The following is a 21495-nucleotide window of genomic DNA, read 5'->3' on the forward strand; positions in this document are numbered from 1 at the left end:
CAGCTCGCGGCGCAGCGGGAGTCCACCTGGGCGGAGTTCGCCACGCAGGTGGTCGAGACCACGGGGCGGCCGCCGCACGAGGTGGCCCGCATCGTGGCCGAGCGCACGCGGGACGAGGACGTCGCCGACCGGTGGCCCCTCGGCCCCCGCAGCGGGCTGCGCGTGGCCGTGAGCACCTCCGAGGGCGGTGACGCCTACCCGGTGACCATCGGCCACGGGGTGCTGGACGACCTCGCGTTGCTCCTGCCGGCCACCGGGGCGGTGCCGCCCGCGGCGCTCGTGGTGCACCAGCCGGGTCTGGAGCCGGTCGTGGAGCGGGTGCGCGCGGTGCTGGAGGCCGCGGGCACGCCGGTGCACGTGCACGGCATCGAGGCGGCCGAGGCGGGCAAGCGACTCGAGGGTGTGGCCGGTATCTGGGAGGCGTGCGCGGCGGCCGGGCTGGACCGTGGCGGGCTCCTCGTGGCCGTGGGCGGGGGAGCGTGCACGGACGTCACCGGCTTCGCCGCAGCCACGTGGATGCGGGGCGTGGACGTGGTGCACGTGCCCACCACGCTGCTGGCCATGGTGGACGCCTCGGTGGGCGGCAAGACCGGCATCAACACCTCCGCGGGCAAGAACCTCGTCGGCGCCTTCCACCAGCCGCGGGCCGTGGTGTGCGACCTGGACCTGCTGGCCGGCCTGCCCGTCCAGGACGTCCGCGCCGGATTGGCCGAGGTGGTCAAGTGCGGGTACATCGACCTCGAGGAGGTGGACGGCTGGCAGATCCTGGACCGGGTCCGTGCAGGCGCCGAGCACTCGGCCGACCCGCGTGAGTGGCCCTTCCTCGCCGAGCTCGTCCACCGGGCGCTGCGCGTCAAGGCCCGGGCCGTGGCCGCCGACACCCGCGAGGCCGGGGTGCGCGAGTTCCTGAACTTCGGCCACACCCTCGGCCACGCGCTGGAGAAGGTGGAGGGCTTCGCCCTGCGCCACGGCGACGCGGTGGCCGTCGGCATGGTCTTCGCCACCGCGCTGGGCCAGGAGCACGACCTGTGGCCCGGCACCGACGAGGTGCGCGGCCTGCTGACGTCGGTCGGCCTGCCCACGCGCTACCAGGGGAGCGCCACGTGGGAGGAGGTGCGCGTGGCGATGGCGGGCGACAAGAAGGCCCGCGCCGGCGCCCTGCGCTTCGTGGTGCTCGAGGAGGTCTGCCGTCCGACCACCCTCGACGCCCCCGACGAGGCGCTGCTGCGCCGCGCGTGGGAGGCCGTGCGGGCCTGACGGGGGTGCACGCCCTCGTACCGAGGGGGGAGACGCAGGACCGCCGAGGGCGGGCCCGGGAGACCGGGCCCGCCCTCGGCGGTTCTGGGGGAGCGGCGCCTCAGCGGACCGCGTCCACCACCTGGCGCTGCTCGGCGAACAGGCAGCGGCTCGGGTGGTCCGTGCCCTCGCGGAGCTCCAGGTCGGGCTCCGTGGTGGCGCACAGGTCCACGGCCTTCCAGCAGCGGGTGCGGAAGCGGCAGCCCGACGGCGGGTTGGCGGGAGAGGGCACGTCACCCTCGAGGCGGATCTGGTCGCGCTTGCCGCGCATCTCCGGGTCCGGCACCGGCACCGCCGAGAGCAGCGCCTGCGTGTACGGGTGCACCGGGCGGGAGTAGATCTGGTCCTCGTCGCCCAGCTCCACGATGCGGCCCAGGTACATCACGGCCACGCGGTCGGAGATGTGGCGCACCACCGAGAGGTCGTGGGCCACGAAGATGTAGGCCAGACCGAGCTCGCTCTGGAGCTCCTCCATGAGGTTGACGACCTGCGCCTGCACCGAGACGTCGAGCGCGGAGACCGGCTCGTCGCAGACCAGCACCTCGGGGTTGAGGGCCAGGCCGCGGGCGATGCCGATGCGCTGCCGCTGACCACCGGAGAACTGGTGGGGGTAGCGGTTGATGTGCTCGGGGTTCAGCCCCACCAGCTCGATGAGCTCCTTGACGCGCGCGGTCCGCTTGCCGCGGTCCAGCACGTCGGGGTGGATCTTGAACGGCTCGGCGATGATGTCGCCGACCGTCATGCGCGGGTCGAGCGAGGTGTACGGGTCCTGCAGCACCATCTGCACGTTGCGGCGCATCTCGCGGAACTCGCGGGAGTTCATCTGCGCCACGTCGCGGCCCTTGAAGAACAGCTGGCCCTCGGTGGGCTTCTCCAGGGACATGATGAGGCGGCCCAGAGTGGACTTGCCACAGCCGGACTCGCCCACCACGCCGAGGGTCTCGCCCCGGTACAGGTCGAAGTCCACGCCGTCGACGGCGCGCACGTGGCCGTACGTGCGCTTGAACACGCCCTTGGTGAGCGGGTAGTGGCGCTTGAGGCCACGGCCGCTGATGACGGGCGTCTCACCCGCGCGGTCGGGGCGCACGCCGGCGGCAACGACCTCGTCCACACCGGCCTCCAGGGACCGGGTCACCGGGTGGCCCTTCTGGTCCACCAGGCCCTCGCCGGTCACCGGGGTGCGGTCCTCGGTCAGGGCGTGGCTGCCGGTCGCGTGGGCGTCGGCGCGCTCCACGTCCTCGCGGCGCCTGTCGTCAGATCCCAGCACGCTGGCTCCCATCGAGCGTCTCCTTCCAGAAGTGGCACGCCGAGGCGCGCTCCGGGGCGAAGCGCTCCAGCGGCGGGCGCTCGGTACGGCAGACGTCCTGCGCGTACGGGCACCGCGGGTTGAAGGCGCAGCCCGGGGGGATGTTCGTCAGCATCGGGGGCAGGCCCTCGATGGCGGTGAGCTTCTGGCCCTTCTGGTCCACGCGCGGGATCGAGGCCAGCAGGCGCTCGGTGTACGGGTGGGCCGGGGCCTTGTACAGGTCGCGCGCGGGCGCCTGCTCCACGATGCGGCCGGCGTACATCACGGCGATCTGGTCGGCGACGTCGGCCACCACGCCCAGGTCGTGCGTGATGAGGATCAGGCCCATGTTCATCTCGCGCTGCAGCTCCTCGAGGAGCTCCATCACCTGGGCCTGCACCGTCACGTCGAGCGCAGTGGTCGGCTCGTCGGCGATGAGCACCTCCGGGTCCAGCGCAATTGCCATCGCGATCATGATGCGCTGGCGCATGCCGCCGGAGAACTCGTGCGGGTAGTTGTTCACGCGCTCGCGGGCGGCCGGGATGCGCACGCGGTCCATCAGCTCGATGGCGCGCTCCGTGGCCTCCTTCTTGCCCATCTTGCGGTGCACGCGGAACATCTCCGCGATCTGCGCACCCACCGGGAACACCGGGTTCAGGGCCGAGAGGGAGTCCTGGAAGATCATGGAGATCTTGTCGCCACGGTAGGTGCGGCGCTCGGACTCCTTCATCGCCAGCAGGTCCTTGCCGCGGAAGCGGACCTGGCCGCCGGTGATCCTGCCGGGGGGCGAGTCGAGGATGCCCATGATCGCCTGAGCGGTCACGGACTTGCCCGATCCGGACTCGCCCAGGACGGCCAGGGTCTCACCGGCGCGCAGGCTGTAGTTCACGCCGTTGACGGCCTTGGCCACGCCGGCCTTGGTGTGGAACTCGACCTGGAGGTCCTCGACCTCCAGGAGCAGCTCGCCCTGCCGGGCACGGTCGGTGCCGGCGGCGCGAGTGGGCTGCGTGGGGGGATTCGTGTCGGTCATGTCGGTGCTCCTCATCGCAGCTTCGGGTCGAGGGCGTCACGCACCGCGTCGCCGAGGAGCATGAAGCTCAGCACGCAGAGCGAGAGGGCCAGGGACGGCCAGACCATGATCTCCGGGTTGGTCCGCAGCACGCGCTGGGCCTCGGAGATGTCACCGCCCCACGAGACGACCTTCTCGGTGTCCAGCCCGATGCCCAGGTAGCTCAGCGTGGCCTCGGCCACGATGAACATGCCCAGCGAGATCGTCGCGATGACGATCACCGGCGCGATGGCGTTGGGGATGATGTGGTTCACGATGATGCGGCCCGTGCTCGCGCCCATCGAGCGGGCGGCGGTCACGTAGTCGGCCTGCTTGGCCTGCAGCACCGAACCGCGCATGATGCGGGCCACGGAGGTCCAGCCGAAGATCGTGAGCATCAGGGCCACGGTGGGGATGTTGCGGCCGAGCCAGCCGAAGCCGGGCAGGTCGATGTGCTCCACCATCGACATCACGACGATGCCGGCGAGCAGCAGGGGGATGGCCAGGAAGGTGTCGAGGATGCGGGAGAGGACCGCGTCCACCCAACCGCCGAAGTAGCCGGCGATTGCGCCGATGGCCCCGCCGAGCAGCACCACGCCGGCGGTGGTGAGCAGGCCCACGAGGATCGAGGCCCGGGCGCCGTGGACGACGCGGGCCCAGATGTCGTGGCCCTGCTGGTCGAAGCCCAGCGGGTGACCGGGCTCGGCCGGCTCGAGCGAGTTCATGATGCTCTGCGCCTGCGGGTCCACCGACGTGAACAGGGTGGGGAACAGGGACATCGCAGCCATGACGAGGATCAGGAGCGCACTCACCACGAACATCGGGTTGCGGATGAGGTCCGCCCAGGCGTCCTGCGCGAGCGACCGGGGCTTGCCGACGACCGCGTTCGCGTCGCCCATCGCCTGCGCCTGCTCGGCGGCTGCGGTCGGGTTCTGGTCCGGGTCGGCCGAGAGGCGGTCGCCGTCGGCGCGACTGGCCGGCTCATGCTCGAGGTCGTACTGCGACTCGGTGAGCTCTGCTGGGTGCTGGGTGTGGTCAGTCAAGGCGGATCCTCGGGTCGAGAACGGCGTAGAGCAGGTCCACGATCAGGTTGGCGACCAGGTAGACGAAGATCAGCACCGTCACGAAGGAGACGACGGTGGCGTTCTCGCCGGCGATGATCGCGCGGTAGATCTGGTTGCCCACGCCCGGGACGTTGAAGATGCCCTCGGTGACGATGGCGCCGCCCATGAGCGCGCCGAGGTCGGTGCCGAGGAAGGTCACCACGGGGATGAGCGAGTTGCGCAGCAGGTGCACGCCGATGATGCGGTGCTTCGGCAGCCCCTTGGCCAGTGCGGTCTTCACGTAGTCGGCGGACTTGTTCTCCACGATGGAGGTGCGCATGAGGCGTGCGATGTACGCCACGGACATGGCGGCCAGCACCAGGCCCGGCAGCAGCAGGTTCGACCAGGAGGCCTCGCCGCCCACGGTGGGTTCGAACACGCCCCAGCGCAGGCCCAGGTAGAACTGGGCCAGGAAGCCGAGCACGAACACCGGGATGGAGATCACCAGCAGGGTGAGCAGCAGGGCGGCGGTGTCGAGGAAGGTACCGCGCTTGAGGCCCGCGACGAGACCGATCGGGACACCGATGAGGATCTCCAGCACCCACGCGATGAGGGCCAGTCGGATGGTCACGGGGAAGGTCTCACCCATGACGTCCAGGACCGGGCGGCCGGTGAAGGTCTCACCGAAGTCGAGGGTCAGCACGCCCTGGAGGTAGTAGCCGTACTGGACGAGCAGCGGCTCGTCGAGGTGGTGTTCCTCGTTGAACTTCTTGACGAAGGTCGGGTCGCAGCCGCGGTCGCCGCACATCGCGGCGGCGGCGTCTCCGGGCAGGCCGTAGACCATGGCGTACAGCAACAGCGTTGCCAGGATGAACACGGGGATCATCTGGAGCAATCGCCGGAGCACATAGGTACCCACAACTTTCTCCTCAAGTTGTCGAGTGCACGGGGCAGGGGTGGCGCCGGACCGTGGGGTCCGACGATCGTGCAACGTCGGAACAGTACAGGGCCAGTGAGGCGTGGATCACAGGACACGCCTGCGGCGCACGACTGTGGGGGACCCGGTCGGGTCCCCCACAGTCGTGTCATGTGGTGCCGGGAGGGGCTCCCGACGTGGCGTCAGTTCTTGACGATGTTGTGGTACTCAGCCACGCCGAAGACGTCGAAGCGGACGTTGCTGACGGCGTCGGAGCGGCCGCCGGTCACGTTGGAGTACCACAGCGGGATGACCGGGGCGTCCTCGACGAGGATCTTCTCGGCCTCCTTGTACTTCTTGAGCGACTCCTCCTCGCTCTTGGCGGCGTCACCCTCCTCCAGGAGTTTGTCGAACTCCTTGTTGGAGTAGTCGCCGTCGTTGGAGGAGGCGCCCGTCTTGTACAGCGGGGTGAGGAAGTTCTCCAGGGCCGGGTAGTCCATCTGCCAGCCGGTGCGGAAGGCGCCCTTCATCTTCTTCTCGGTCACGTCGTCGCGCAGGGCCTTGAAGGCCGGGTAGGCCTTGCCCTTGCACTCGATGCCGAGCGCGTTGGAGATCTCACCGCAGACCGCGTCGACCCAGCCCTTGTGCGGGCCGTCGGAGTTGTAGGCGATGGTCAGGGGGCCACCGGACCAGCCGCCGGCCTCCTCGAGCAGCTGCTTGGCCTTCTCGTCGTCGTGGGCGCACAGGTCGCCGCACACGGTGTCGTCGTAGCCCTTGACGACGGGGGAGGAGAAGTCCTTGGCCGGGATGCGGGACCCGGAGAACAGCTTCTGCGTGATGCCCTCGCGGTCGATGGACATCGAGATGGCCTTGCGGATCTTCTTGGCCTTGTCGCTGTCGCCGGCGTAGGGGGCGTCGGCGTACATCGGGAAGGAGAAGGACTGGAAGACACCGGACGGCTGGTTGATGGCGCGGTCGCCCAGGTCGGTCTGGAAGGTCGAGAGGGCGGTGTCCGGCACGGAGTCGAGGATGTCGAGCTTGCCGGCCTGCAGGTCGGTGTAGGCGGGGTCCGGGGTCTGGTAGAACTTCAGCTCCACGCCGCCGTTCTTCGGCTTCTTCTCACCCACGTACTCGGGGTTCTTCACGAGCTTGGCGCCCTGGTTGTGGGTCCACTTCTCGACCATGTACGGACCGTTGCCGATCGGCTTCTCGCCGAAGGCCTTGGGGTCCTCGAAGAACTTCTCCGGTAGCGGCGCGAAGGCGGTGTAGCCGAGGCGCTGCGGGAAGGCGGCGTAGGGCTGCTCGAGGGTCACCTGGAAGGTCGTGTCGTCGATGACCTTCAGACCCTTCATGGTCTTGGCCTTGGCCTTGGCGCCCTCCTCGGAGGGGTACACGTCGGTGTAGCCGGCGATGGGCTCGAAGAAGTAGGAGGCCAGGTTGTTGTTGTCGATGTGGGCGCCCCAGTTCCAGGCGTCGACGAACGACTTGGCGGTCACCTTGGTGCCGTCGGAGAACTTGCGGTCGCCCTTGATCTTGATGGTCCAGGTCTTCTTGTCCTTGGACTCGATCGACTCGGCGACGTCGTTGACGAGGTTGCCCTCGTTGTCGTAGTCGACGAGCTTGGCGAAGGCCATGTCGAGGATCTTGCCGCCACCCGTCTCGACGGTCGCGGCAGGGATCAGCGGCTTCTGCGGCTCGGAGCCGTTCGCCGTGATGATCTTGTCGTTGCCCTTGGCGTTCTCGTCGATCGGGGGCTGCGAGGCGGTCTGGCTTCCCTTCCCCTCGTCTGAGCCGCCGGACTCCCCGCCGCCGCATGCGGTCAGGGTGAGGGACAGGGCTACCGCGCCCGCCGCGCCGGCCAGCCACTTGTTGCGCTTGATCGCCATGGAATCTCCTGTAGCAGTAGGGACACCGCGGCCGGGACCGCAGCGACGCCCACCCTAAGCACCTGTGAGGCCCCTCACCTGCCGATCTGCCGGGTCGTTACCCAACTGAGACCAAAAGGCAGGTGAGGGGCCCGGCAGGAGCGGTGCCGGCTCAGTGCCCGGGGGAGACCGACTCCCGGTCGGCGGCGACGTTGTCCGTCTCGTCGGGCTGCGTGAGCGCGTGCATGAGGTCCATGACCTCCCGGCGGTTGGCCTCCGGCACGCCGCCCCAGCCCAGCTCGTAGCCGTAGATCTCACGGAGAGTCCGGCCCTCGCGGGTTCCCCACATGAGCTCGAGGTCGTCACAGGTGACGAAGCCCGGGTGGGGCACGCCGACGGCCTCGGACAGCTTGAGCAGCTGGGCGCGCAGGGCGCGGATGTAGTTGGCCGCGCGCAGCGACTTGGACGGGACGTCCAGGCCGCGCTCCAGCCACTTGTTCTGGGTGGCCACGCCGGTGGGGCAGCCACCGGTGTGGCACTTCTGCGCCTGGATGCAGCCGACCGACATCATCGCCTCGCGGGCCACGTAGAGCATGTCGGCGCCCATCGCCATCGCGACGATGGCGTTGGAGGGCAGGCCCAGCTTGCCGGCACCGATGAAGGTGACGTCGTCGGTGATGCCGGCGCGGGCGAAGGTGGAGTACACGCGGGCGAAGCCGAGGCGGAAGGGCAGGGCCACGTGGTCGCTGAACAGCAGCGGGGCGGCGCCGGTGCCGCCCTCGCCGCCGTCGACGGTGATGAAGTCGACGCCGCGGGTGCGATCGATCATGCGGTCGGCGAGCTCCTCCCACATGCTCATCTCGCCGATGGCCGCCTTGATGCCCACCGGCAGGCCAGTGGCCTCGGCGATCTCCTCGACGACGTCCAGCATGGAGTCGACGTCGCGGAAGGCGCTGTGGCGCGAGGGGGAGGCGACGTCCTCACCCACCGGCACACCGCGGATGGCGGCGATCTCCGGGGTGACCTTCTCGCCGGGGAGCATCCCGCCCAGGCCCGGCTTGGCGCCCTGCGAGAGCTTGATCTCGATGGCGCGCACCGGGTTGGCCTGGGTGAGCTCCACCAGGCGGGGGATGGACAGGCGCCCCTTCTCGTCGCGGCAGCCGAAGTAGCCGGTGCCCACCTGGTAGATGAGGTCACCGCCCTGCTTGTGGTGCTCGGACAGGCCGCCCTCGCCGGTGTTCTGCATTGCACCGGCCATGCGCACGCCGTTGTTCAGCGCCTGGACGGCGTGGCCCGAGAGGGAGCCGTAGCTCATGGCCGAGACGTTCACGATGGAGTCGGGACGGAAGGCGTGACGGCGCCCACGGGGGCCGCCGAGCACCTTGGCCGAGGGGAGGCGCGCCGGGTCGCCCTTGTGGCCGTGCGAGGTGGGCGGGGCCTCGGTGCTGAAGGTGCGGTGCTTGACCACCAGCCAGCCCTCGTCGAACTCGACGTTGTTGTCGGTGCCGAATCCCTTGTAGGTGTTCTGCTCCTTGGCGGCGGCGTAGATCCACGAGCGCTCGTCGCGGTCGAAGGGTCGCTCCTCGTTGTTCATCGCCACGATGTACTGCCGCAGCTCGGGGCCGATGGTCTCCAGGGCGAAGCGGGCGTTGCCGAGCACCGGGAAGGTGCGCAGGATGGCGTGCTTCTTCTGGAACGCGTTCTGGGCCGCCCAGCCGGCGAGGCCGAGGGCAGGGATGGCCAGTGCCTTGATGGGGTGCATGCGCCCGTTCTACCAGTCCGGGCGCGAGGCGCCACCCGGGCCGTCAGGTGTGGTGGGGCACTGCGCCGGGAGTGCGTAAAATGACCCACTGCCCACCTCGACCGCGCCGCTGCGGCCCGCGGGTGGCCGACGGACATCCCCGACGACACGCAAAGGACGCGCCTCGTGGCAACGACGAACGACCTGAAGAACGGCATGGTGCTCAACCTGGAGGGCCAGCTCTGGCAGGTCCAGGAGTTCCAGCACGTCAAGCCCGGCAAGGGCCCGGCCTTCGTGCGCACCAAGATCAAGAACGTGCTCTCAGGCAAGATCGTCGACAAGACCTTCAACGCCGGCACCAAGGTCGAGACCGCCAACGTGGACCGCCGCGACATGCAGTACCTGTACAACGACGGCGACTCCTACATCTTCATGGACACCCGCGACTACGAGCAGCTCCCGGTGTCGGCCGAGATCGTGGGCGACGCCTCCCGGTTCATGCTCGAGAACCAGGAGGTGCTCGTGGCCACGCACGAGGGCACCCCGCTCTACATCGAGCTGCCGCCGAGCGTGGAGCTGCGCATCACCCACACCGATCCGGGCCTGCAGGGCGACCGCTCCACCGGTGGCACCAAGCCCGCCACCCTGGAGACCGGCGCCGAGATCCAGGTGCCGCTCTTCCTGGAGTCCGACACGGTCGTCAAGGTCGACACCCGCGACGGCTCGTACATCAGCCGCGTCTCCTGATGGCAGCCCGCTCCAAGGCCCGCAAGCGGGCCGTCGACCTGCTCTTCGAGGCCGAGCAGCGCGGCCTCAACGTGGAGACCCTCATGGGCACCCGCCGTGCCGAGGCCGACCCGCAGGTGCCGGTGCCGCAGTTCACCGTGGACCTCGTGGAGGGCGTGGTGGCGCACTGGGCGTCCATCAACGACGCCCTCTCGGCCTGGTCCCAGGGCTGGTCGCTGGAGCGCATGCCGGCCGTCGACCGCGCGATCCTCCGCCTGGGCGTCTACGAGATCGTCTGGGTGGAGGACGTGCCGGACGCGGTGGCCATCAGCGAGGCCGTGAACCTCGCCTCCCACCTGTCCACCGACGACTCGCCGAACTTCGTCTCCGGCCTGCTCACCCGCATCAGCCAGATGAAGGCCACCGTCGTGTGACCCGACAGTGGCACCCCGCCGCCCGTGGCCTAGGCTGGGCGGCGTCCGACATCCTTTAAGCGACTGTCCCGTGAGGCAGGCAAGGAGGTCACGATGGGGCACACCCCCACTGTGCGTACGGTCCTGGACGACCAGGACATCACCCGCGCCATCCGCCGGATGGCCCACGAGGTGCTGGAGCGCAACGACGGCGCCGGTGACCTCGTCCTGCTCGGCATCCCCACCCGCGGTCTGCCGCTGGCCCGTCGCCTGGCTGATGCCGTCCGCGCCATCGAGGGCGTCGACGTGCCCTGCGGCGCGGTCGACCCCGCCGGCCACCGCGACGACCGCGAGCCGGGCGGTCCCACCCCGGCCGCGCCCGCCGAGCCCCCCACCGCGCTGCCGGTCGACGTGACCGACCGCGTCGTGGTGCTCGTGGACGACGTGCTCCACACCGGCCGCACCGTCCGCGCCGCCATGGACGCCGTCTCCGCCGCCGGGCGCCCCCGCGCCATCCGGCTGGCCGTGCTGGTGGACCGGGGCCACCGCGAGCTGCCCATCCGTGCCGACCACGTGGGCAAGAACCTGCCCAGCGCGGCCGACGAACGCGTCCAGGTCCGCCTGGCCGACCCGGACGGCCTCGATGCCGTCGAGATCATCCGTCTGGCCAGGGAGGCCCGATGAAGCACCTGCTGAGCACCGACGACCTGACCCTGGAGCAGACCACCGCGCTGCTCGACGCGGCCGAGGGCCACATGGCCCTGCAGTCCGCCCCGGTCAAGAAGCGGGACGACCTGCGCGGTCGCACCGTCATCAACCTGTTCTTCGAGGACTCCACCCGCACCCGCTCGTCCTTCGAGATCGCCGGCAAGTGGCTGGGCGCCGACACGATCAACATCGCGGCCAAGGGCTCCTCGGTGAGCAAGGGGGAGTCGCTGCGCGACACCGTGAGCACCATCGCCGCGATGGGGGTGGACGCCCTCGTGGTGCGCCACCCGGCCTCCGGGGCGCCGCAGCAGATCGCCGGCTGGCTCGACGAGCGCGGCCGGCGCACCGCGGTGGTGAACGCCGGCGACGGCACCCACCAGCACCCCACGCAGGCGCTCCTGGACGCGTTCACCCTGCGCCGCGCGCTGGGTGACCTGGAGGGCCGCCACGTGGCGATCGTCGGGGACATCACGCACTCCCGCGTGGCGCGCTCCAACCTCGCCACGCTGCGCACCCTGGGGGCGCGCGTCACCGTGGTCTCGCCGCCCACCCTGCTGCCCAGCGGCATCCACGCCCGGGCGCAGGCCGAGGGATTCACCGTGAGCCACGACATCGACGCGGTGCTGCCGACGGTGGACGCGGTGATGATGCTGCGCGTGCAGTCCGAGCGCATGGCCGGCGGGTTCTTCCCCACGCCGCGCGAGTACACGGTGGTCAACGGCCTCACCCGCGACCGCCTGGCCGCCCTGCCGGCCCACGCGGTGATCTGCCACCCCGGCCCGCTCAACCGCGGCCTGGAGATCAGCCCCGAGGCCGCCGACGACGCGCGCTCCCGCGTGCTCGACCAGGTGAGCGCCGGCGTGGCCGTGCGCATGGCGGTGCTCGACCACCTGCTCAACGGAACGGACGGAGAGAACGCATGACCACCGCTCGACTCATCCAGGGCGCGGACCTGGCCGGCGCGGGCGTCGGCGACCTCCTGCTGGTGGACGGCGTGCTCGCCGCCGCGGGGGCCGGCGCCGCCGAGCAGGCGCCCGCTGGGACCCAGCGCGTGGACGCCTCCGGCCTGGTGGCGCTGCCCGGGCTGGTTGACCTGCACGTGCACCTGCGCGAGCCCGGTCGCGAGGACGCCGAGACGGTGGAGACCGGCTCGCGCGCCGCGGCCGCCGGCGGGTTCACGGCCGTGCTGGCCATGGCCAACACCAACCCCGTCACCGACACCGCCGAGAAGGCCGAGCACGTGGCCGACCTGGGCCGCCGTGCCGGGCTGGTGGACGTGCACCCGGTGGGCGCCGTGAGCAAGCGGCTCGCCGGCGAGGAGCTCGCCGAGCTGGGGCTCATGGCCCGCTCCGTGGCCCGCGTCCGTGTCTTCAGCGACGACGGCAAGTGCGTGCACGACGCGCGCCTGATGCGCCGCGCGCTGGAGTACCTGCGCGGGGTGGACGGCGTCATCAGCCAGCACAGCCAGGACCCGCGCCTGGCCGACGGCACGGCCTGCTGCCACGAGGGTGAGGTCTCCGGGCGCCTCGGGCTGCCCGGCTGGCCGCAGGTGGCCGAGGAGACCGTCATCGCCCGTGACGCGATGCTGGCCAAGCACACCGGCGGCCGCGTGCACGTCGCCCACGTGACGACGGCCGGCGGGGTGGACGTGGTCCGCTGGGCCAAGTCCCAGGGCATCCGCATGACCGCCGAGGTGACCCCCCACCACCTGGCGCTGACCACCGACCTGCTCACCGGCTTCGACCCGGTCTTCAAGGTGAACCCTCCGCTGCGCCCCGACGAGCACGTGCAGGCGCTGCGCGAGGCCCTGGCCGACGGGACCATCGACGCCGTGGCCACTGACCACGCCCCGCACGCCACGCACGACAAGGAGCACGCCTTCGTCGACGCCGCCTTCGGCATGCTCGGCCTGGAGACCGCCCTGCCGGTGGTGCACGAGGTGATGGTGCGCAGCGGCCTGCTGGACTGGGCCGACGTGGCCCGCGTGATGTCCAGTGCGCCGGCCCGCATCGCGCGGCTGGACGAGCTGGAGGGGGAGCGCCGGCAGGGCCAGGGGCTCGTCGTGGGCGCCCCGGCGCACCTCACGCTGTTCGACCCCTCGGCCGTGTGGACCGTGGACCGCGACGCGTCGCTGTCCCGCTCCCGGAACAACCCGTGGCACGGCCGCCAGCTGCACGGCGTGGTGCAGGCCACCCTGCGCGCCGGTCGCCCCACCCACTCCCTGCTGCCCGACCTGCCCGCCCACACCCAGGAGGACCGCGCATGAGCGCCGCACCCACGGACCGTTTCACCCCCGAACCCGGCCTGCTCGTCCTGGAGGACGGCGAGACCTTCGCCGGCCACGCCTGGGGCACCCGCGGTACCACGCTGGGCGAGATCGTCTTCACCACCGGCATGACCGGCTACCAGGAGACCCTCACCGACCCGAGCTTCGCCGGGCAGATCGTGGCCCTCACGGCGCCGCACGTGGGCAACACCGGCTGGAACGACGAGGACGACGAGTCCCGCCGTATCTTCGTGGAGGGCCTCGTGGTGCGCGACCCGGCCCTGCGCCCGAGCAACTGGCGCAGCCAGCGCACCCTGGAGGACGAGCTCGAGCGCCAGGGCGTGGTCGGTCTGGCCGGGGTCGACACCCGCGCCCTGACCCGCCACCTGCGCACCCGCGGCGCGATGCGGGCCGGCGTGTTCACCGGGGAGGCCGCCGGCCGCCCGGTCCAGGACCTCGTGGCCGAGGTGTGCTCCGCCCCGGCGATGGCCGGCCGCGAGCTGGCCAGCACCGTCTCCACGCCCACCCCCGTGGTGGTGCCGGCCGTGGGGGAGCACCGGTTCACCGTGGCCGCCGTGGACCTCGGCATCAAGAGCAACACCCCGCGGCTGCTGGCCGCCCGCGGCATCGAGGTGCACGTGCTGCCGGCCAGCTCCACGCTCTCGGACGTGCTCGCCGTGCCGGGCGTCACCGCGCAGTCCGGCCCCGACGGGGTGTTCTTCTCCAACGGGCCGGGCGACCCGGCCACCGCCGACACCGCCGTGGAGCTGCTGCGCGGCGTCCTGGAGGCCGAGGTGCCCTTCTTCGGCATCTGCTTCGGCAACCAGCTGCTCGGCCGGGCCCTGGGCTTCGGCACCTACAAGCTGGACTTCGGCCACCGCGGCATCAACCAGCCGGTGATGGACCGCACCACCGGCAAGGTGGAGATCACCGCCCAGAACCACGGGTTCGCCGTGGACGCCCCGCTGGACGCCGCGGTCACCGTGCCGCACCGCGAGGACTGGGGCCGGGTGTGGGTCTCCCACGTGGGGCTCAACGACCAGGTGGTGGAGGGGCTGGAGATGCTCGACCGCCCGGCCTTCTCCGTGCAGTACCACCCCGAGGCCGCCGCCGGCCCCCACGACAGCGAGTACCTGTTCGACCGCTTCGTGGAGCTCATGACCACCCGCCGCCCCGCCGACCGCAGCGCGCAGACCGCGCGGCTCGGCGCCGCGGCCGCCCCGTCCACCCCCGCAGGAGAGGTGCGCTGATGCCCCGCAATCCCGACATCCGGTCCGTCCTGGTCATCGGCTCCGGCCCGATCGTCATCGGCCAGGCGTGCGAGTTCGACTACTCCGGCACGCAGGCCTGCCGCGTGCTCAAGGAGGAGGGCCTGCGCGTGGTCCTCATCAACTCCAACCCGGCCACGATCATGACCGACCCGGAGTTCGCCGACGCCACCTACGTGGAGCCCATCACCCCCGAGGTGGTGGAGCGCATCATCGCCGCCGAGCGCCCCGACGCCGTGCTGGCCACCCTCGGCGGGCAGACGGCCCTGAACTGCGCCATCGCCCTGCACGAAGCGGGCGTGCTGGAGAAGTACGACTGCCCCCTCATCGGTGCCAACGTGGAGGCCATCCAGCTGGGCGAGGACCGCCAGCTGTTCAAGGGCGTGGTGGAGCGCTGCGGCGCCGACGTGGCCCGCTCGGTGATCTGCCACACGATGGACGAGATCATGGCCGCCGCCGACGAGATGGGCTACCCGCTGGTCCTGCGCCCCTCGTTCACCATGGGCGGTCTGGGCTCCGGCTTCGCCCACGACGAGGCCGAGCTGCGCCGCATGGGCGAGGCCGGCCTGCGCGACTCGCCGACCACCGAGGTGCTCATCGAGGAGTCGATCCTCGGGTGGAAGGAGTACGAGCTCGAGGTGATGCGCGACCGCGCGGACAACGTGGTGGTCGTGTGCTCCATCGAGAACCTCGACCCGATGGGCGTGCACACCGGTGACTCGATCACCGTGGCGCCGGCCCTGACCCTCACCGACCGCGAGTACCAGAAGTTGCGCGACGTGGCCATCGCCGTCATCCGCGAGGTGGGCGTGGACACCGGCGGCTGCAACATCCAGTTCGCGGTGAACCCCGAGGACGGGCGCGTCATCGTCATCGAGATGAACCCGCGCGTGAGCCGCTCCTCGGCGCTGGCGTCCAAGGCCACCGGCTTCCCGATCGCCAAGATCGCGGCCAAGATGGCCATCGGGTACACGCTCGACGAGGTGCCCAACGACATCACCGGTTCCACGCCGGCGTCCTTCGAGCCCACCCTGGACTACGTGGTGGTCAAGGTGCCCCGCTTCGCCTTCGAGAAGTTCCCGGCCGCCGACCCCGAGCTCACCACGACGATGAAGTCCGTGGGCGAGGCGATGGCGATCGGCCGCAACTTCACCGAGGCCCTGCAGAAGGCGCTGCGCTCCACCGAGGCCAAGGGCTCGTCCTTCGACTGGACTCCCGAGGACCGCCCGGACGCCGAGGAGCTCGAGCAGCTGCTGGCGACCGTGGGCACCCCCACCGACGGGCGCCTGCGCCAGGTGCAGCGCGCCCTGTGGGGCGGGGCGAGCGTGGAGACGCTGCACGAGGTCACCGGCATCGACCCGTGGTTCCTCGACCAGGTGGCGCTGCTCAACGACGCCGCCGACGCCATCGCCGCCGACGTGGCCCGCAACGGCCGCCTGCGCCCGGAGGTGCTGGCCCACGCCAAGCGCCACGGGTTCAGCGACGCCCAGCTGGCCGCCCTGCTGGGCATGGACGAGGCGGTGCTGCGCGGGGTGCGCCACGCGCTGGGCATCCGCCCGGTCTACAAGACGGTGGACACCTGCGCGGCGGAGTTCGACGCCCGGACGCCGTACCACTACTCGAGCTACGACGCCGAGACCGAGGTGGCCCCGCGCGAGAACCCGGCCGTGCTCATCCTCGGCTCCGGGCCCAACCGCATCGGGCAGGGCGTGGAGTTCGACTACTCGTGCGTGCACGCCAGCTTCGCCCTGCGCGAGGCCGGCTACGACACGGTGATGGTCAACTGCAACCCGGAGACCGTCTCCACCGACTACGACACCTCGAGCCGGCTCTACTTCGAGCCGCTGACCCTCGAGGACGTGCTGGAGGTCTACCACGCCGAGCTCACAGCCGGTCCCGTGGCGGGCGTCATCGTGCAGCTCGGGGGGCAGACGCCGCTCGGCCTGGCCCAGGAGCTGGCCGACGCCGGCCTGCCCATCGTGGGCACCTCCCCGGAGGCCATCGACCGGGCCGAGGACCGCGGGCACTTCGGTCGCGTGCTGGCCGAGGCCGGCCTGGCCGCCCCACGCTTCGGTACCGCCTTCTCCGCCGAGGAGGCCGTGGAGATCTCCCGCGAGATCGGCTACCCGGTGCTGGTGCGCCCGAGCTACGTGCTCGGCGGCCGTGGCATGGAGATCGTGTACGACGACGAGTCGCTGACCGACTACGTGCAGCGCGCCGCGCTGGTGACCCCGGACAAGCCGATCCTCGTGGACCGCTTCCTCGACGAGGCCGTCGAGATCGACGTGGACGCGCTCTACGACGGCACCGACATGTACCTCGGCGGCGTCATGGAGCACATCGAGGAGGCCGGTATCCACTCCGGCGACTCGGCCTGCGTCATCCCGCCGGTGACCCTGGGCACCGAGGAGCTCGACCGGGTGCGCGAGGCCACGCGGGCCCTGGCGGAGGGCATCGGGGTGCGGGGCCTGCTCAACGTGCAGTTCGCCCTCGCCCAGGGTGTGCTGTACGTCCTCGAGGCCAACCCGCGCGCCAGCCGCACGGTGCCGTTCGTCTCCAAGGCCACCGGCGTGCCGCTGGCCCGCGCCGCCTCCCGCATCATGATGGGGGAGAGCATCGCCTCGCTCACCGAGCAGGGCCTGCTGCCGGAGCACCTGGACGGCGGATCGCTGCCGGTGGACTCCCCGGTGTCGGTGAAGGCCGCGGTGCTGCCCTTCAAGCGCTTCCGCACCCGCGAGGGCCAGGTGGTGGACAGCCTGCTCGGCCCGGAGATGCGCTCCACCGGCGAGGCGATGGGCGTCGACACGAGCTTCGGCGCGGCCTTCGCCAAGGCGGAGATGGGCAAGACCACCCCGCTGCCGACGAGCGGCACCGTGTTCGTCTCGGTGGCCAACCGTGACAAGCGCGGCATGATCTTCCCGGTCAAGCGGCTGGCGGACCTCGGGTTCACGCTCGTGGGCACCTCCGGCACCGTGGAGGTGCTGCGCCGCAACGGGGTGGAGGCCCAGGTGGTGCGCAAGCGCAGCGAGGGCCGGGGGCCCGACGGCGAGCCCACCGTCGTGGACCAGATCACCTCCGGTGAGGTGGCGATGGTGGTCAACACCCCGTCGGGCCGCGACGCCCGGGCCGACGGCTACGAGATCCGGGCCGCCACGGCCTCGGCGGGTGTGCCGATCATCACCACGGTGCAGCAGTTGGGCGCCGCGGTGCAGGCCATCGAGTCGCTGCAGACCGCGGACTTCGGCGTGAAGCCGCTGCAGGCGCACGCCGTCGCGCTGGACCTGGTGGGGCGCGGGCCGGCCGGGAGCGGGGCGTGAGCGCGGGCGCGCCCGCCGGGCCGGGCCTCGGGGCCCGGCTGCGGCAGGCCGTGGCCGCGCACGGGAGACTGTGCGCCGGCATCGACCCGCACCCGAGCCTGCTGCGCGACCTCGGCCTCGGGGTGGACCCGGCGGGCCTGGCCACCTTCGCCGAGCGGTGCGTCGCGGCGTTCGCGGGCCGGGTGGCCGTGGTGAAGCCCCAGGTCTCCTTCTTCGAGGCCTTCGGCTCCCGCGGCATCGCGGTGCTCGAGGACACGATGGCGGCGCTGCGGGAGGCCGGCGCGCTGGTGCTGCTCGACGCCAAACGCGGCGACATCGGCAGCACCAACGCCGCCTACGCCCGGGCCTGGTTCGGCGAGGGCGCCCCGCTGCGCTGCGACGCGGTGACCCTCAGCCCCTACCTGGGCGAGGACGCCCTGCGCGGCGTGGTCGAGGCCGCCCGGGCCGACGGTGCCGGGGCGTTCGTGCTCTGCCGCACCTCCAACCCGGAGGCCGGCCGGCTCCAGGGCGCGCGTCGCGATGACGGCCTGACGGTGGCCGCCGGGGTGGCCCGGTGGGCCGAGCAGTTCGAGGGCGACGTGGGCCTCGTGGTGGGCATCACCGTGCGCGACGCGCTGGAGACCCTGCCGCTGGCCGGCGGTAGGGCGCCCCTGCTGGCCCCGGGCTTCGGCGCGCAGGGCGGCTCGGCCGCCGACCTGCGTGGCGTGTTCGGTGACGAGTCCAACCGCGTGCTGGCCTCGGTGAGCCGTGACCTGCTCCGTCACGCCGGCTCGGCCGAGACGCTCGTGCAGGCCGTCGAGGGCTGGCAGCGGGAGCTCACGGCGGGGGAGGGGCCGGGGCGTTGAGGGCCACCGTGCACCACCGGTACCCTGCGGTGTCCCCCGCAGAGCAGGAGCAGCACGTGACCCTTCCCGACCTCACGGCCGACCAGCGTCGGGCCGCTCTGGACGCCGCCGTCGCCGCCCGCCACCGGCGGGCCGAGGTCAAGGCGGCCGTAGCCCGGGGTGCCCTGAGCATCGGGGAGGTGCTGCAGGCCGCCGAGCACGACGAGGCCGTGGCCAAGATCCGGGTGTCGGTGCTGCTGGAGTGCCTGCCCGGCATCGGCCCGGTGCGTGCCGGTCAGGTGCTGGCCGAGCTGGGCATCGCCCCCTCGCGCCGGCTGCGCGGCCTGGGCGTGCACCAGGTGGCCCGGCTCAGCGACCGCTTCGCGGCGGTGGCGCGGTGACCGCCGACGCGCCCCAGCGGCGCCTCGTGGTGCTGGCCGGCCCCACGGCGGTGGGCAAGGGGACCGTCTGCCAGTGGGTCCGTGAGCACCACCCCGAGGTGTGGGTGTCGGTGTCCGCGACCACCCGCGACCCCCGGCCCGGCGAGGTGGACGGCTCCACCTACCACTTCGTGACCCCACAGGAGTTCTCGCGGATGGTCGAGGACGGGCGGATGCTCGAGCACGCCGTCGTGCACGGGGTGCACTCCTACGGCACCCCGCGCGACCCGGTGGAGAGCGCGTTGGAGCAGGGCCGTCCCGCGCTGCTGGAGATCGACCTCCAGGGGGCCCGCCAGGTGCGTGAGGCGATGCCGGACGCTCTCTTCGTCTTCCTCGCCCCGCCGAGCTGGGACGAGCTGGTGCGCCGCCTCGTGGGCCGGGGCACCGAGGACGCCGAGGAGCGGGAGCGCCGCCTGGCCACCGCCGAGCGCGAGCTGGCCGCCCGGGACTGGTTCGACGTCAGCATCGTCAACGAGTCCGTCGAGCGTGCCGGTGCCGACCTCGTAGACTTGCTCCTCGACCCGCCGCCGGTCCCCGCCGACCGCCGGGTCCCCTGACCACCCGCCGACCCGCCTCCCGCCCGCCGGGAGGCCCGTGCGACGACCCCGTCGCCACCACCGCCCCGATCCAAGGAGGATCCATGTCCGGCACCAAGGCCGCCCCCATCGGCGTGACCAACCCGCCCATCGACGACCTGCTCAAGCACGTCGACTCCAAGTACGCCCTGGTCATCTACTCGGCCAAGCGCGCCCGCCAGATCAACGCCTACTACGCACAGCTCAAGGAGGGCCTGCTGGAGTACGTGGGCCCGCTGGTGGAGGCCGAGGCCTCCGACAAGCCGCTCTCGGTGGCGCTCAAGGAGATCAACGCCGACAAGCTGGTCCGCACCGTGCGCACTGACGTGCCCGAGCTGGGCGAGGACGGGGTGTCCGAGGAGCCCGAGGAGATCACCGCGGTCGCCGACTCCACCGACGAGGTGGCCCCGGCCGAGTCCGTCGACGTGGTCGAGGGCACGCAGGACGCGGACGGCACCGACGAGGCCTGATGCGCGTCGTCCTGGGGGTCGCCGGCGGCATCGCCGCCTACAAGGCCGCGAGCCTGTGCCGCCTGTTCACCGAGGGCGGGCACGACGTGCGCGTACTGCCCACGGCGGCGGCGCTGCGCTTCGTGGGCGCCCCCACCTGGGAGGCCCTCTCCGGGCACCCCGTGGCCACCGACGTGTTCACCGACGTGCCGTCGGTGCAGCACGTGCGCGTGGGCAAGGAGGCCGAGCTCGTGGTGGTGGCCCCCGCGACCGCCGACCTGCTGGCCCGGATGGCCGCCGGCATGGCCGACGACCTGCTGACCACCACGCTGGTCACGGCCACCTGCCCGGTGGTGGTGGCCCCGGCCATGCACACCGAGATGTGGCAGCACCCGGCCACGCAGGCGAACGTGGCCACGCTGCGCTCCCGGGGCGTGCACGTCATCGAGCCCGCGAGCGGGCGCCTGACCGGCAGCGACACCGGCCCCGGCCGCCTGCCGGACCCCGAGGTGATCCACGCCGAGGCGCTGGCGCAGGTGGGGGCCGCGGACGCGGGCTCCGGTGAGCTGCCGTGGGCTGGTCGCCGCGTGGTGGTGAGCGCCGGCGGGACCCGGGAGGCCCTGGACCCGGTGCGCTTCCTGGGCAACGCCTCCTCGGGGCGCATGGGGATGGCCGTGGCCCGCGCCGCACGCGACCTGGGCGCCGAGGTGACCGTGCTGCAGGCGGCGGTCGAGGTGCCGGCGCCGGAGGGGGTGCGGGTGGTGGACACGCCGAGCGCCGCCGACCTCGAGGCCGCCGTGGGGCGGGAGTTCCACGAGGCCGGGGCGGACCTGCTGGTCATGGCCGCCGCCGTGGCCGACTACCGGCCCGCGCAGGTGGCGACCACCAAGATCAAGAAGCAGGACGACGGTGCCGGGCTCACCCTGGAGCTCGAGCGGACGCCCGACGTGCTCGCCGGGGCCGTGCGCCGCCGCGACGCCGAGGCCGCGCAGCACCCGCAGGAGCGACGGCAGGTGGTGGTCGGCTTCGCCGCGGAGACTGGCGACGAGCACGGCTCGGTGCTCGACCACGCGCGCGCCAAGCTGGCCCGCAAGGGCGTGGACCTCCTCGTGGCCAACGAGGTGGGCCTGGGCGTGGTCTTCGGGCAGGAGGACACGACGGTGCACCTGCTCACCCCCGACGGCCCGGTGCGCGCGGTGGGCCCGGTGTCCAAGGACGAGGCCGCCCGGGCGGTGTGCGAGGCCGTGACGCCCCTGCTGGGCTGAGCTGCAGCCGGGCCGAGGTCGTCGGTGGAGGGGTCTAGGCTGTCGCCCGC

At 71.9% G+C, this 21495-nt stretch carries 18 protein-coding genes and 1 pseudogene; 13 read left to right on the forward strand and 6 right to left on the reverse strand.

Features of this window, described 5'->3' with window-relative positions:
* The coding region (aroB, locus tag ACFFHC_RS09205) for a 3-dehydroquinate synthase (protein WP_379804837.1) at window positions 1-1257 on the forward strand (1257 nt) is incomplete at its 5' end.
* Window positions 1258-1357: 100 nt separating this feature from the next.
* Here aroB and ACFFHC_RS09210 read toward each other — a convergent pair.
* The 6 genes from ACFFHC_RS09210 to ACFFHC_RS09235 all read right to left on the reverse strand — a co-directional run bounded on the left by ACFFHC_RS09210 (window position 1358) and on the right by ACFFHC_RS09235 (window position 9215).
* Window positions 1358-2575: an ABC transporter ATP-binding protein gene (locus tag ACFFHC_RS09210; protein ID WP_379804841.1), complete on the reverse strand. Its 1218-nt coding sequence runs from the start codon at window positions 2573-2575 to the stop codon at window positions 1358-1360.
* A complete protein-coding gene (locus tag ACFFHC_RS09215; RefSeq protein ID WP_237769674.1) occupies window positions 2550-3611 on the reverse strand; it encodes an ABC transporter ATP-binding protein in 1062 nt (353 codons plus the stop codon). Before ACFFHC_RS09215 ends, ACFFHC_RS09210 begins: the two co-directional genes overlap by 26 nt.
* Before the next feature lie 11 nt (window positions 3612-3622).
* A complete protein-coding gene (locus ACFFHC_RS09220; RefSeq protein ID WP_070703183.1) occupies window positions 3623-4672 on the reverse strand; it encodes an ABC transporter permease in 1050 nt (349 codons plus the stop codon).
* Window positions 4665-5591: an ABC transporter permease gene (locus ACFFHC_RS09225; RefSeq protein ID WP_101849724.1), complete on the reverse strand. Its 927-nt coding sequence runs from the start codon at window positions 5589-5591 to the stop codon at window positions 4665-4667. Before ACFFHC_RS09225 ends, ACFFHC_RS09220 begins: the two co-directional genes overlap by 8 nt.
* Window positions 5592-5791: 200 nt before the next feature.
* The gene (locus ACFFHC_RS09230; protein WP_379804847.1) at window positions 5792-7474 is read right to left on the reverse strand and encodes a peptide ABC transporter substrate-binding protein; all 1683 of its coding nucleotides are present in this window, start codon (window positions 7472-7474) and stop codon (window positions 5792-5794) included.
* Window positions 7475-7625: 151 nt separating this feature from the next.
* Window positions 7626-9215: an FMN-binding glutamate synthase family protein gene (locus tag ACFFHC_RS09235; protein WP_379804850.1), complete on the reverse strand. Its 1590-nt coding sequence runs from the start codon at window positions 9213-9215 to the stop codon at window positions 7626-7628.
* A 165-nt stretch (window positions 9216-9380) separates the two neighbouring features.
* On the opposite strand from ACFFHC_RS09235, the gene efp reads away from it, so the two are divergent.
* The 12 genes and pseudogenes from efp (at window position 9381) to coaBC (ending at window position 21445) form a co-directional block, all read left to right on the forward strand.
* On the forward strand, window positions 9381-9941 hold the full coding sequence (gene efp, locus ACFFHC_RS09240) for an elongation factor P (RefSeq protein WP_070703180.1): 561 nt from the start codon (window positions 9381-9383) through the stop codon (window positions 9939-9941).
* Complete coding sequence (gene nusB, locus ACFFHC_RS09245; protein WP_379804854.1) at window positions 9941-10354, forward strand: transcription antitermination factor NusB; 414 nt, start codon at window positions 9941-9943, stop codon at window positions 10352-10354. The genes efp and nusB overlap by 1 nt, the downstream gene beginning before the upstream one ends.
* A 93-nt stretch (window positions 10355-10447) precedes the next feature.
* The gene (gene pyrR / locus ACFFHC_RS09250) at window positions 10448-11017 is read left to right on the forward strand and encodes a bifunctional pyr operon transcriptional regulator/uracil phosphoribosyltransferase PyrR (RefSeq protein ID WP_379804857.1); all 570 of its coding nucleotides are present in this window, start codon (window positions 10448-10450) and stop codon (window positions 11015-11017) included.
* Window positions 11014-11964: an aspartate carbamoyltransferase catalytic subunit gene (locus ACFFHC_RS09255; RefSeq protein WP_141494105.1), complete on the forward strand. Its 951-nt coding sequence runs from the start codon at window positions 11014-11016 to the stop codon at window positions 11962-11964. Before pyrR ends, ACFFHC_RS09255 begins: the two co-directional genes overlap by 4 nt.
* Window positions 11961-13307 carry a dihydroorotase gene (locus ACFFHC_RS09260; protein ID WP_379804861.1) on the forward strand — a complete coding sequence of 449 codons (1347 nt, stop codon included), beginning with the start codon at window positions 11961-11963 and terminating at the stop codon, window positions 13305-13307. Before ACFFHC_RS09255 ends, ACFFHC_RS09260 begins: the two co-directional genes overlap by 4 nt.
* On the forward strand, window positions 13304-14557 hold the full coding sequence (gene carA / locus ACFFHC_RS09265) for a glutamine-hydrolyzing carbamoyl-phosphate synthase small subunit (RefSeq protein WP_070705379.1): 1254 nt from the start codon (window positions 13304-13306) through the stop codon (window positions 14555-14557). Before ACFFHC_RS09260 ends, carA begins: the two co-directional genes overlap by 4 nt.
* A complete protein-coding gene (carB, locus tag ACFFHC_RS09270; RefSeq protein ID WP_379804866.1) occupies window positions 14557-17892 on the forward strand; it encodes a carbamoyl-phosphate synthase large subunit in 3336 nt (1111 codons plus the stop codon). The genes carA and carB overlap by 1 nt, the downstream gene beginning before the upstream one ends.
* The gene (gene pyrF / locus ACFFHC_RS09275) at window positions 17889-18737 is read left to right on the forward strand and encodes an orotidine-5'-phosphate decarboxylase (RefSeq protein ID WP_379804870.1); all 849 of its coding nucleotides are present in this window, start codon (window positions 17889-17891) and stop codon (window positions 18735-18737) included. Before carB ends, pyrF begins: the two co-directional genes overlap by 4 nt.
* A 29-nt stretch (window positions 18738-18766) precedes the next feature.
* Window positions 18767-19117: an integration host factor, actinobacterial type gene (gene mihF, locus ACFFHC_RS09280; RefSeq protein WP_446685146.1), complete on the forward strand. Its 351-nt coding sequence runs from the start codon at window positions 18767-18769 to the stop codon at window positions 19115-19117.
* Window positions 19114-19713: a guanylate kinase gene (gmk, locus tag ACFFHC_RS09285; RefSeq protein ID WP_070705452.1), complete on the forward strand. Its 600-nt coding sequence runs from the start codon at window positions 19114-19116 to the stop codon at window positions 19711-19713. The genes mihF and gmk overlap by 4 nt, the downstream gene beginning before the upstream one ends.
* Before the next feature lie 83 nt (window positions 19714-19796).
* A pseudogene (rpoZ, locus tag ACFFHC_RS09290) lies at window positions 19797-20036 on the forward strand (DNA-directed RNA polymerase subunit omega); the annotation flags it as partial.
* A gap of 164 nt (window positions 20037-20200) precedes the next feature.
* Window positions 20201-21445: a bifunctional phosphopantothenoylcysteine decarboxylase/phosphopantothenate--cysteine ligase CoaBC gene (coaBC, locus tag ACFFHC_RS09295; RefSeq protein ID WP_379804874.1), complete on the forward strand. Its 1245-nt coding sequence runs from the start codon at window positions 20201-20203 to the stop codon at window positions 21443-21445.
* Window positions 21446-21495: the final 50 nt, after the last annotated feature.

The organism is Kytococcus schroeteri (assembly GCF_042433515.1).
Taxonomy (GTDB): Bacteria; Actinomycetota; Actinomycetes; order Actinomycetales; family Dermatophilaceae; genus Kytococcus; species Kytococcus schroeteri.